Annotated in this window: 13 protein-coding genes; 9 read left to right on the forward strand and 4 right to left on the reverse strand. The window is 46.2% G+C overall.

Annotated features, from left to right (window positions below; translation table 11 throughout):
- Positions 1-29: 29 nt before the first annotated feature.
- Together QUA77_RS12610 and QUA77_RS12615 are read right to left on the reverse strand one after the other, a co-directional pair.
- Complete coding sequence (locus tag QUA77_RS12610; RefSeq protein WP_333450351.1) at positions 30-470, reverse strand: translation initiation factor; 441 nt, start codon at positions 468-470, stop codon at positions 30-32.
- Between the two features lie 108 nt (positions 471-578).
- Positions 579-1082 carry a hypothetical protein gene (locus QUA77_RS12615; RefSeq protein ID WP_333042110.1) on the reverse strand — a complete coding sequence of 168 codons (504 nt, stop codon included), beginning with the start codon at positions 1080-1082 and terminating at the stop codon, positions 579-581.
- A 282-nt stretch (positions 1083-1364) separates the two neighbouring features.
- Between QUA77_RS12615 and QUA77_RS12620 the strand changes: the two genes are divergently transcribed.
- Together QUA77_RS12620 and QUA77_RS12625 are read left to right on the forward strand one after the other, a co-directional pair.
- Entirely contained in the window at positions 1365-1547 is a 183-nt protein-coding gene (locus QUA77_RS12620) for a hypothetical protein (protein ID WP_333450352.1), read from the forward strand.
- Between the two features lie 47 nt (positions 1548-1594).
- Positions 1595-2113 (forward strand): pentapeptide repeat-containing protein, encoded by a 519-nt coding sequence (locus tag QUA77_RS12625; RefSeq protein ID WP_333450353.1) that lies wholly within the window; start codon positions 1595-1597, stop codon positions 2111-2113.
- A 100-nt stretch (positions 2114-2213) separates the two neighbouring features.
- Here the strand turns inward: QUA77_RS12625 and QUA77_RS12630 are convergent, their stop codons facing one another.
- Positions 2214-2336 (reverse strand): hypothetical protein, encoded by a 123-nt coding sequence (locus QUA77_RS12630; protein ID WP_006633228.1) that lies wholly within the window; start codon positions 2334-2336, stop codon positions 2214-2216.
- Between the two features lie 20 nt (positions 2337-2356).
- Here QUA77_RS12630 and QUA77_RS12635 point away from each other — a divergent pair, with 20 nt between their 5' ends.
- Entirely contained in the window at positions 2357-2968 is a 612-nt protein-coding gene (locus tag QUA77_RS12635; protein WP_333450354.1) for a DNA-3-methyladenine glycosylase, read from the forward strand.
- A 49-nt stretch (positions 2969-3017) separates the two neighbouring features.
- A complete protein-coding gene (locus QUA77_RS12640) occupies positions 3018-3317 on the forward strand; it encodes a hypothetical protein (RefSeq protein WP_333027404.1) in 300 nt (99 codons plus the stop codon).
- A gap of 143 nt (positions 3318-3460) precedes the next feature.
- On the opposite strand, the gene QUA77_RS12645 is transcribed toward QUA77_RS12640, so the two are convergent.
- On the reverse strand, positions 3461-4957 hold the full coding sequence (locus QUA77_RS12645; protein ID WP_333450356.1) for a glycosyl hydrolase family 57: 1497 nt from the start codon (positions 4955-4957) through the stop codon (positions 3461-3463).
- 180 nt (positions 4958-5137) lie between these two features.
- Here QUA77_RS12645 and QUA77_RS12650 point away from each other — a divergent pair, with 180 nt between their 5' ends.
- The 5 genes from QUA77_RS12650 (at position 5138) to QUA77_RS12670 (ending at position 12116) form a co-directional block, all read left to right on the forward strand.
- Positions 5138-5866 carry an AIM24 family protein gene (locus QUA77_RS12650; protein ID WP_333450358.1) on the forward strand — a complete coding sequence of 243 codons (729 nt, stop codon included), beginning with the start codon at positions 5138-5140 and terminating at the stop codon, positions 5864-5866.
- Positions 5867-6043: 177 nt separating this feature from the next.
- On the forward strand, positions 6044-6853 hold the full coding sequence (locus QUA77_RS12655) for a DUF928 domain-containing protein (RefSeq protein ID WP_333450360.1): 810 nt from the start codon (positions 6044-6046) through the stop codon (positions 6851-6853).
- Positions 6854-6964: 111 nt separating this feature from the next.
- Entirely contained in the window at positions 6965-10147 is a 3183-nt protein-coding gene (locus QUA77_RS12660; protein WP_333450362.1) for a CHAT domain-containing protein, read from the forward strand.
- A gap of 277 nt (positions 10148-10424) precedes the next feature.
- Positions 10425-11153, forward strand: a complete 729-nt coding sequence (locus QUA77_RS12665; RefSeq protein WP_333450365.1) for a response regulator transcription factor — start codon at positions 10425-10427, stop codon at positions 11151-11153.
- A 234-nt stretch (positions 11154-11387) separates the two neighbouring features.
- Positions 11388-12116 carry a response regulator transcription factor gene (locus QUA77_RS12670; protein ID WP_333450366.1) on the forward strand — a complete coding sequence of 243 codons (729 nt, stop codon included), beginning with the start codon at positions 11388-11390 and terminating at the stop codon, positions 12114-12116.
- Positions 12117-12196 lie beyond the last annotated feature (80 nt).

A 12196-nucleotide genomic window follows, 5' to 3' on the forward strand; every position in this document is an offset into this window, starting at 1 on the left:
TTACCAGGTAATTTTTCTAGCTAACTTACTTAACTAAAGCCTTCTTCATCCGCCGGGTCGCCGTAGGGGTCTTCGCTCGCCGGGATCACATTGCCGAACATTCCAGCATCCGCTACGTAGTCTGCCGGGTCGCCGTAGGGGTCTTCGCTCGCTGGAGTCACGTTGCCGAACTGTGCGTAGTCGGTACCGGCGTCGTCTGCGGGGTCGCCGTAGGGGTCTTGGCTTGCCGGGGTCAGGTTGCCGTACTCTCCGTACTCAGCCGGGTCGCCGTAGGGGTCTTCGCTGGCTGGAGTAAGGTTGCCGTACTCTCCGTACTCAGCCGGGTCGCCGTAGGGGTCTTCGCTGGCTGGAGTCACGTTGCCGTACTGTCGGGGATTTGAGGCATCTTCGTAATAGCCATCAGCATCGACTTGCTCGCCGTCTGGTCCGACGATCGCATCTTTTAACTTCCGCAAAAATCCGTCTACCATGATAAAGTTCCTCTTTTTTATGTGTTGAAAAACAACTGTTTTAGATTGGCAATCCCAGATATAAGTGAAACTCAGGGAACCTGCAATCTAAAATGTCAAATGCTTAGACTACTGTGCCGGAACAGGAGCTGTAGCTTCCGGCAAGGTAGTAAGGTCTCGACCGGTAGTTTGGTTGTTGTACCCCTGGAATTCGCGGTAACGCGCTGCCTCGGACTCCGGAACTTTAATTCCTTCAGGCGGGGGCGTTACCCAGACCGCGCGATTCTGGGCATCGCGGTAGTAAACGCGACCGTTTTTGGAAAGGTAATGTTTTCCCTGCGGCCCCTTTTCTTGTTTATTTTTGTACTGATTGTAGATGTAGTAAAGGGCGGCTGCTCCTGCTAAAGTAATCCCTACTTTTTGAGCATTGCTCAGTCCTTTTTTCGCTTGGGGCGTTGGACTGGAGGCGCGATTAGTTTGCACTCCTCCAGCGCGAGTGTTGTCAACAGGAGGCGGGGGAGCGTAAGTTCGCTCGTCAGAACCGCAAGCACTCACAAAGGGAAAGGTCAACAGCGTTGTCAGCAGCAGAGCCATGAAGCGCGATCTTTGGGGTTCGGGTTTGATTGTGTTCATTACCGCTCCGAATTGTCGGGATTATAGGTAGGGTGTATTCTGGCGAGGTTTAGGAACCTGAGCTGCTGCTAACAGTTTTTAGAGTAAATTAATTTCTCAAAGCAATTTTGACACAAGTAGTTGCTGAGAACTTAACAGCGCAGGTACGGTATTGCGTTTCTATTTAATCATGCTGTAATCTCTCGAAGATTTACTCATTCCAGGGATATAAATAAAGTTTCTTTGATTTCAGTCCGCAGGTATATGCAAATGCGCGGCTCCGGGTAACAATAAATTCCGTTTGTGGACTGCTCAAAGCAAAGTGAAGCAGACGGAGGGGGCGAGTGCCAAGCTCAAAGCAGCACTGGTGGGGGAAAGGAGGCGGGATGTATAAGTCCGGCGATGTTTAATTGCGCCATACTGCTTGTGGGAGATGCCTGCAATTTTAGTGTGGGAATTCTGGAGAGGTCGATCGCACTATTGTAGAAATCTATTAACCGCGAGAGAAAGCCCCCGAAGCTTTTCGGATATTTATGAAATTAAAGAATTTATTTACTGCTGCATTGTCCATCGCAGTTGTATTTACTGCGGTAAAATATCTAACTTTTTCAAATCAAAAAAACCAAGTCAAGGAATTGCTGCAAACAAAACAGTGTCCCGAATGCAATTTCAGCAATGCCAACCTAAAAGGATTAGACTTGCAAGGAGTCAACTTGCAGGGAGCTAATCTAGAAGGTGCTAACTTATCAGGAGCCAAGTTGACCAATGCCAACCTCAAAAATGCCAACTTAAATAGAGCCAACCTCACAGGAGCTGATTTGGGCTGTGCCGGCATCATTTTCAACCTTGAGGCTAATAAAAAAGAAGCAAATATGGATTTTAATGTCAGCGCTGTTCCACAACAGAATAACCCAGAAAATGCAGTAGTGGGTTTCAATATGAAAGCAACGGATCGAGGAGCGACAATGCGTTTCAACCTGATGGGATGCGCGGATTTCTCAAATGCTAGCTTGCAAGAAGCTCAAATGCCAGATGGCACAATTCATCCTTAGTAAGACTAGCAAATACTGTTTAAATCGATTAAATCGAAAGAAAACCGCCGCCTGACAAACAGGCAGCGGTTTTTTTAAGCAACTAACTGCACGCCTAAAATTAGTGAGCAGAACCGTTGCCGTGATACTTGTCAGTATCGTAGAACCCGTTTTTTGTACCGAAGAACAGACAGCAAACGGTGAAAACTGCTGTCAAGACTGCTAAAACTAACTTAACGTCCATAATTTACCTGCTGTTGTTGAGTGAGTGCAAATACTCAGATTGTAGAATCTTTTTGGCTGGCGCGGCCATCTACCAGCGTAGCGCCAGATTTGCTGGGCTGTACTCTGGTGCGGCAGTTTCCTGACGGCGAGACGATTCGGGGAATTATTGTCGAAACCGAAGCTTACGGCCCGGGAGACCCCGCTTGTCACGCTTACCGACAGCGAACTCCTCGCAATGAGGTGATGTTCGGGCCTGCGGGTATGAGCTACGTTTACTTAATCTACGGGATGTATCACTGTTTTAATGTTGTGACCGATGTAGAGGGAGTTGCTAGTGCTGTGCTGATTCGAGCTTTGCAGGTAGATGCGGTTCCCCAACAATTCGCTGGAATTCCCGAGAAGAAGCGATCGCGCCTCGCCGCCGGGCCTGGGAAACTGTGTAAGGTGCTCGATATCGATCGAACTTTAAGCGGTTTTCCTTTGGCTGCAGGCCAACCGCTGCGGTTGGAACACCGGAGCGAGGAATTTCAGCAAGCTGTGGAGGGGGGTACAATAAATTTTGTGCAAACTACGCGGATCGGGATTTCTCAAGGAATTGATTTGCCTTGGCGGTGGTATTTAGGGAACTCTACGGCTGTGTCACAACTCTAGTAATCTCAAAGGTATCAGTGTAAATTTTGTCGCTTATCTTAGTGAAATTATGGCTTACTCTTCTGAAAATCCGATCGTACAACTTAAAAAATGCCTAACCCTGGTTCAGGATGTTAGCACTCACACCGAAGCCAACCGGGCCTTCGAGCAATTGTGTGGGATTATCGATGCTGAAAACCCAATGGCGGCGCAACTTTTGGAGATGCTGTGGGAAGAGGCAATTATGGCGAGGCGATCGGCTTTATTTTGGCAACAAATGAGCGATGTTGAGAAAGATATGGCTAATAGAATGATGGAAAATATGACACAGATGCGGCAAAACTATTTGCGGTTGATGCAGGAAATGTAGGCAGTAATTGGTAAGTCTGTGTTTGTCTGGAGGACTTTAGTTCTCTCTTTATCAATAAAGTTTTCTAGATGTAGGGTGTCTCTGCGCTGATATGTGAGGAGGCTCAAACAGTTTGTTTCCGAGGCACCCTACAATAAATTATGCTACTTCATTAAAGCAGCGCCGCGGTTGTAAAGTTCGCGCGCGTAATCAGTCCAAGTTCCCTGTCCCCAATAGCGGAAACAGCTTGTTTGCACTAACAAATTGTAAAGCAAAGCTTGTTGGTATTCAAACTGCTTGGTAACGGTCGCATCTTGCTGTAATAGCGGGTCGTATTTTTTGTGAAATGCTGCGCTGAGTAGATTCATCGGTTCCAAGACATTTTCGTAACCTTTCACCCAACTCAAATCGTTAGTCCAAGAAGCACCATCCATGTGAAAATTATGGTCTGTTTGCTTGAGTTGGGCGATCGCACTTTCCACTTTTTCCGGCGTCGCACTATCAGGATCGACTAGGTGCCAGATTTTGTGCTGGTTAATTCCCTGACAAACAGGATAGTCTTCAGGATTAACGCCCGCCGCCTCAATTATCTCCAAATATTCAGTGCCGTTTAAACCAACAACACCGGATTTTCCCCCGCCTTGTTCGCGGTTTTCGTGCCAAGCTTTGAAAAAGGCGCTGGGAAATTCATTCATCATCACGCCGCCATTTTCGCCGTCGGCAATCTGAGTGACTAAAGAAGGAATTGTAATATTGCCAATTTGCTGTTTATTGCGTCCTTTTGCTTCGTAATAAGGCTGCATTTGACCCACCAATTTCGTATCCGAACCTTGGGTTTTAATCAAAGCCGTGATGCTGATTGTTTCGCCGTGAGAATTGCGGGCAACTAAACGGTTGGGAATATATTTTTGGTCTTGCGACAATCCCGAACCGTCGGGATTTTCTACAGAATGTTCCTGCACCATCAGCCAGCGGTAGCCGCATTCTTTCAAAGCTTTGATGTATTCGTACAGTGTATCTGGATGATTGGGAAAGTGCATTTCTGGGGGCGAAAAACCTTTAACGCGCTTCAGGGCATCCAAGCCAAAAATTGCCGCAAAATGATGTTGCCATGCTTGAATTTGAAGTTTAATGTCGGGAATGGGAGTTGAGGGAATGACGGCGTGACTCCACATTGTCCCCAGCCATTCTACGTGGGGTTGATATTGAGGATCGCAGGTAATCCGCTTGAGATTGTTGAAGATATCGTCGCGTCCCATTTGTCGCAATCCCCACAATAAATTGCCCGAATAGTCGAGCATAATTCGCGGGTTGCAGCCTTCGGCAATCAGTTGGGGAATGAATTCTCCCATGCGGGAATAGCACCAAGCAAAGACTGCGGCGTTGTGGTTGTCTCCTTGGTTGGGATGTTCAAACATATTCTGGAGATTGCTGATCAGTTCGCCGTTTGCACCTGCAGGAATTGTCGGTTGGTGCATATGCAGGGCGCAGGCGAATCCGGCTTGAATCTTTTCCAAGCGCAGATTTGTGGTAGGTAGAAAGACAGGTTCGTTGCTATTGGCTGCGGCACTGATTTCTGCTTCGGAGCCGCAAATATTGGGCAATCCTGAGTTGAGTTCTTGTAAAATGGGTAAATTGGGAGATTGTGCGATCGCAGGCATAAATTTTTCTCAACAATTGTGGAGGGGCGCTGTCTGCTATTGCTAATATAGCTTGATAATTTAACAGTAGCAGAGGATGTCTGCAAAAGATAAATTTCACAGGATAAGTCCGGGATCGCGGAATCTCCAAATCACGGGTCAAATGTTTAACACATTTCACGTAAATAGGCGAGGTAAATTATGAAATACGAAATCAAGGTTTTGGAACCAACGGATTTGTGGTACATCCAAAATAACATCAATCCTGAAACCAATAAGTTTTACCATCCCACTAAGAATATTCCCCTCGTTCAGCAAGCGGAAATTAACTTGAATAATTCGGGAGTGATAATTCAAAAAGGTGCGCTGCATTGGTGTATGGGAAAATTGACTTCCGGTGTTTATAAAACGGATAACCGTTTGAAAGATATGTGGGTATCTTTGACAACGGAAATGGACTATAACGCTCCCGTATATCAAGGGACTGGTACTGTGAAACTGGAACCGAGACAAAAAGGGCATTTTCTGCATTATACGCAGATCGAGCTTTCGGATGCGGAGCAGTGGGAGTTTGATGATGGTATATTTCAGTTTTGTTCGGACAATGTAGTTATCGGTGCTAAAAAACTGAAATTCCGACAAGTGGCTGCTTCTAATGACGGTAGGTGGAGAATTGCTGTTACAGCTTTGCGCGAACAAAAAGCTACTGTTGTAGCAGCTACAAATTCACCGGCTAAGGTTGTCGAGCTCAGACAAGGTGAAACTTTGATAGCTGATTGCGATTTGGTTAAAGGATATACCAAGGGGATTGAAGAAGATTATCGAAAATTAGGTCATTTTGGCAAAGGGGGTGGAGAGGGTTATGTTTGGTATTATCAGGGGAAAGGTAAATTATTAGTATGTGAAAATGATGCTATGGGTTTGGGTTGAGTTGTTTCCTTTTTAAAGTAGAGGTTGCTGGAGCAAGGATCGCGGAATTTTAGTGGGCAAATATACTAAAAAAATTACGCGAAACTATAGACGCTAGCATAAAAAATCTGGCAAGATTATTTTCAGGGTGCAGTTGGATCGAACTGAGATTTTACACCTCTACTTGGCGGATATTTTATGAATGTAACAAAACTGCTCCTACAGCAGGCAACGCTTAATGTGCTTGTTGCTTTAACAATGGTTCAACCTGGATTGGCAGCGATGCTCGCTGATTCATCATCGGGGGAAGCGAATTTGCTGCCACAGGTACTCGCCTACGAGCCGCCGGCGCGCGGAGCACCGGGCGATCGCAAAGACGCAGGAAGCCGCGATCCTCACAACTTTTTAGCTTTGATTCCCGCTACAAATTTAGGGTTGACAGCGATCGCACATCCGACTTTTTGGCTGTACTTGCCGGCTTCATTGCCCGATGATATTCCCCTTGAGTTTGTGCTGCGGCACGAACAGCAAGAGGTAGTTTTCCGAACTGTTTTTGAGCTAGAAAAAGCAGCGGGAATTGCGAGTTTTTCCTTGCCGGAAAATTCACCTCCTCTGGAAATTGGCAAGAAGTATCAGTGGTGCTTTTTCTGCGGAAAAATCTCCCGCCACGGGTGGGTTGAGCGGGTGGCAATGAAGCCAGAAATTTTGGCTCAGCTAGAAACAGCATCTCTAAGGGAGCGCGTTTTTCTGCTTGCTAAACACGGTTTGTGGTACGAAACTCTCACAGAATTAGTTGCAATGCGCGGCAAACTGTTGAGCCAATTACAGGCAGCTACTTCTTTAGAGGAGCGGCTGCTAATTTATGCTGAAAATGATTTGCGGTATGAAGCGCTAGCAGAGCTATCTGGATTTGAGAAAATATCTTCTCTGGCGACTTTGGATGCTGACTGGGAGGCTTTATTGCAGCATCCGTTTGTACGCTTGCACGGGATAGTTTCACCACAGTAACACGCAAGATGCCTGTTCCACAAAGAGTAAGTTTTTTTGTGGCCCTTTTCTTAGCCCGCCCATCAGGAACAGGCAAGATGCCTGTTCCACAAAAATGAAGTCAACTAAGCCATGAAACACTCGATATTAAGCGTCTACAATACTTTCAATACAGAGCCGATCGCCCGTTGGTCATTTGATGAAGCAGGCAACTTGGCGAGCGATCGCCCGGATCTCCCTCCGGCACGCCTAATTGACAGTGTTTCCCGTGGTGTTGAACCATTAGAAACCGGGTCGCACGAAAGCCTGCTGCTAACTGGAGGTTGCGTTACTTTCCCAGTTACTCCTTTACTGGAGATAGGCAAAGAAGACTTTTCTATTTGTGCGTGGATTCGCACGGGAGATTTTGGTATTGCCAAGATAATCGATCAGCGTATTCAAGAAGATTCTGGCCGTTTACGGGGCTGGTCTTTCTTTATTTATAAAGGCCAAATTAACCTTCAAATAGCGGATGGCAGCAGTTGGGTAAACTATTATTACAACCGCCGAGAAAAAAATATTCCATCTTTGCCCGTTGTCAGCAACAACCAATGGCATCACGTTGCGGTTGTTGTGGATCGCGATCGAGCGGATGGAGGGCGCTGGTATGTCGATGGCAAGGAAGTAGGTTTCCGGTTCAACCCAACACACAAACAGGCGTCTCTCAGCAATAGCGTTCCCCTGACTATTGGCAGACGCTCGGACGATTTGGGGGGCATTTTTCTGGGCAATATTGGGGATATTCGGCTCTACAAACAGGCGCTGTCGGCAGGAGATGTGCTGTTGATTTACCGATCGATTCAGTTTTCTCTTCGTGATAAAAGTAGTGTTAAAATTATTAACAGAGCACCAAGAGTACGCCGCCAGAAAGATTCCTTCTGGAACAGTGCTAAGAGTTTCCGGGAAATATACTCGCAGGCGATCGCATACTATCAACAGGCGCTAAATATTCAGAGAGAGACTGGCAACCGCTACGCAGAAGCAAATTCTCTCAACAGTCTAGGCAGTATTTACGATGTCCTGGGGGAATACTTGCAAGCAATTGATTATCATCAGCAGTGCCTAAATATGCAGCGAGACATTGGCAACCGCGATGGGGAAGCTGCTTCTTTACACTCTTTGGGCAATATTTACGATGTCCTGGGGGAATACTTGCAAGCAATTGATTGCCACCAGCAGTGCTTAAATATTCAGCGAGAAACCGGCAACTCTCATGGAGAAGCTAGTTCCTGGCGCGATTTGGGGAGTGCATATCATTCCCTGGGCGAATACCAGCGGGCGAGCGAGTGCCAGCAGCAGTCTCTAGATATAGTCCTAAAACTTAACTCTGGGTATAGAGAAGCGGAATCCTTGAACGCTTTGGGCCGTACATATGTTTCCCTAGGGCAAAATCAACGGGCGATCGAATACTCTGAGAAATCCCTGAATCTTGACAAGAAAATCAATAACCGTTATGGGGAAGCGAATTCCTTGGTGACTCTGGGCAATGCTTACAGTAATTTGGGGAATTACTTGCGGGCGATCGAATTCTACAAACAGTCCTTAGATATTCAGCAGGAAATCGGCGATCGCTCTGGACAAGCGACTTCCTGGCGAAATCTTGGCAATGCTTACCGCTGTTTGGGGCTGTGCCAACGGGCGATCGAATACAGCCAGCAGAGTTTAGAAATCGCGCGATCGATCGGCGAAAGGGCGTCAGAAGGGGCAATTCTCAACAATTTAGGACTGGCTTTCTTTGACTCTGGACAGTTTACAGAAGCTGAAACAGTCCTCCGTAATGCGATTCAAATTTGGGAATCGCTTCGAGGAAGATTGGGCAAAAACGATAACTTTAAAGTATCTATTTTTGAAACCCAAGCCGCAACTTACCGCCACCTGGAAAAAGCCCTGATCGCCCAGTCAAAAACAGAACAGGCGCTGGAAATGTCGGAGCGGGGACGGGCGCGGGCTTTTGTGGAGTTACTGACTGCTCGGTTATCTGCTAATTCAGATGTGATACCCAATATTAAGCCGCCTACGATCGAGCAAATTAAACAAATTGCTAAAGCACAAAATGCAACTTTTGTGGAATATTCGATTTCTTTTTTAGAAGAACTTTTTATTTGGGTAATTCAGCCGACGGGTGAAATTGCATTTCGCCAAGTTGATCTCAACTATCAACATACTCCGCTCAAAGACTTGGTTGCCGACTCTCGCGAGTTGATCGGCATCAGGAATCGCGACTTCAATCCCACTCTAAAAATTGGCCCAGGCGATTTAGTTAAACTCCACGACGATGCCCCTAATTGGGAACCTTGGCAAGTCATATCTGTTGATGAAACGCACAGCATTCTCTCGCTCTGGCAATCCTCTTGGCCCGCAGGGTTGACTATTCCCAGACCTGCAATTGATGTAACAGCAAAAGTGCAATCAAGCCTCACCAATCACTCGCGCTTGCAAAAACTCCATCAACTGCTAATCGAACCGATTGCTGATTTGTTGCCGACAGATCCACAAGCCAGGATTATCTTTATTCCTCAAGGTGAACTGTTTTTAGTTCCCTTTCCGGCCTTGCAAGATGGTGCGGGGAAATTCTTAATTGAAAAACATACTATTCTGACTGCTCCTTCGATTCAAATTCTAGAATTAACCCGCCAAAAACGACAAGAGATTTCTGATTGGGCTGGGGACATTCTAATAGTAGGAAATCCGACTATGCCCGAAGTTTCTCTTGTAGCGGGAAAACCCCTGCAGCAGTTATCTGCTTTGCCACATTCAGAAACCGAAGCTAACGCGATCGCCCAATTATTCCAAACCCAAGCCCTGACGGGCAATTCGGCTACCAAAGCTGCTGTACTTCAGCAGTTGCCAAACGCCCGCATCGTCCATTTTGCCACCCACGGATTGCTCGATAACATTCGCGGCCTCGGCAGCGCGATCGCCCTTGCACCCGATCGCACCGATAGCGGTTTGCTCACGGCTGAGGAAATTTTGGATCTGCACCTCAACGCGGATTTGGTAGTTTTGAGCGCGTGCAATACCGGCATGGGGCGAATTACCGGCGACGGGGTTATCGGTTTGTCTCGCGCTTTAATTTCGGCTGGTACGCCCAGTGTCATTGTGTCTTTGTGGGCGGTGCCGGATGCTCCTACAGCCGATTTGATGGTGAAATTTTATCAAAATCTCGATCGAACGGGCAACAAAGCTCAAGCCCTGCGAAACGCCATGCTGGAGACAATGCAGCAGCATCCAAATCCCAGAGATTGGGCGGCTTTCACACTGATCGGCGAAACATAATTGATTAAATTTTGTAAAAAATTGCCAAAACAGCGAAAAAATTAGTTTTTTCGCTGAAAGCTCCACATAAACTCGATCGCGCCAGGAGCGATAAGTCATGTGTCTATTTAATTTATTCAAAAAAGTCACGCTTGCAATTGAAATCCCGGCAACCACGGGGGGATTGCCCCTACTGCACAAACTTTAGTCCACTCCTAGCGGACTAAACAATAAAGACTGTTTTCCTACACTTGCTCGCTTTCCTAACTTTGCACCCTTAACAATAAAGTCAAAGATTATGACAATATCTGCCGATCAAAAAGCCAAAATTCTGGTTGTAGAAGACGACGACTCTATCCGCACTCTCATCTACCGCTTCCTGAATCAAACATATCAAGTACAATTTGCTGCAGACGGCCAAACTGCTCTAGAAATTTTTGAAGAATTTAACCCAGTCCTGGTGATTTTGGATTGGAATTTACCCGATATTAGCGGCTATAAACTTTGCCAAGAAATGCAAAAGCGCACAAATGTTTTAGTCGCGATTCTCAGCAGCCGCACCGCCCAAGAAGATCGAATTAAAATCATGAAAGCAGGTGCCGATGATTTTATCTGCAAACCCTTCTGTCTTGAAGAATTGGCAGTTAGAGTAGAAGTCTTGTTGAGGCGGGCGAGATCCGTCACTCCGCCCAACCTTGTCTTCGGCCAATTAGCGATCGATTTACTGAGTAGGGAGGTGAGATTGAAGGAGCAACTTCTAACCCTGACAGCCTTAGAATTTGAAATATTGTGTTTTTTGGCAACTCATTCGGGTAAAGCTTGCAGCCGCCAACAGCTAATCGAAAAAGTTTGGGGGTGGAAATCCAATTATGGAGCAGAAGAGCGAGTGGTGGACGTGCATATCGGCCAAATTCGCAGGAAAATGGCTAAAGTTGATGCCGCTGTTCCGAATTTTATTCAAACTGTTCGGGGATACGGTTACACTTTCGCTCCGATCGCTCGCAGGGACAGGGCAGTTGGTAATTAAACAATCATCATAATTATGACTGGTTCCTAGGTAGAGCGCGCGAACCAGTTAATTCGCTATTGTCCCACCCCTAATCCCCTTTTTAAAGGGATTAGGGGTTGAGTAGGGGGCAAGCTAAGGGGGCATCTACGAGTAAAGAAAACACGCCTTATAGAGAATCGAGGTGCTAATCAAAAGACAGCATACTTACTCGACTTTCTCAAGTGTGAACCATTAACAAGAGAGCCAAAAATTATGACGATATCTACTGAGCAAAATTCCAAACTTCTGGTTGTAGAGAATGACGCCCCCGTCCGTAATTTCATCGACGGCTATCAGAATGAGACATATCAAGTACAATCTGCAGCAGACGGAAAAACAGCTTTAGAAATCTTTGAGGAATTCAACCCAGTCCTCGTAATCTTGGATGGGAATTTGCCAGATAATATCGGCATTAAACTTTGCGAAGAAATGCAGAAACGGAAGAATGTTTTTTTAGTCGTGATTTTCAGCAGCGGTACAGGGGAAGAAGATCGAATTAACATCATAAAAGCAGGTGTTGATGATTTTATCGGCCAACCGTTCAGTCTTGAGGACTTGGCAGTTAGAATAGAAATCTTGTTGAGGGAGATGAAAACCGTCACTCCGCGCAATCTTGTCTTCGGTGAATTAGCGATAAATTTAATGAGTAGGGAGGTGAGATTGAAAGAGAAAACTTTAGCTCTGACGGCCTTAGAATTTCAACTCTTGTATTTTTTGGCAACTTATCCAGGTAAAGCTTGGAGCCGCCAACAGCTAATCGAAAAAGTTTGGGGATGGAAATGCAATGACGCACGAGACGAGCAAGTGGTGGACGTGTATATCCGTCTGATTCGCAGGAAACTGGCTAAAGTCGATTCGGCTGCTCCGAATTTTATTCAAACTACTCAGGGATACGGTTACACTTTCGCTCCGCTCGATCGCAATAACAAGGTAAGTAGGTAAGCGGGATTAAACACAGCTATGTAACTGTATGTAAACAGAGCTAACTTAGCCACGCTTAGGGCATTTGAATACCTTACAGC

The sequence above is a fragment of the Microcoleus sp. K5-D4 genome (assembly GCF_036704575.1).
Taxonomy (GTDB): domain Bacteria; phylum Cyanobacteriota; class Cyanobacteriia; order Cyanobacteriales; family Microcoleaceae; genus Microcoleus.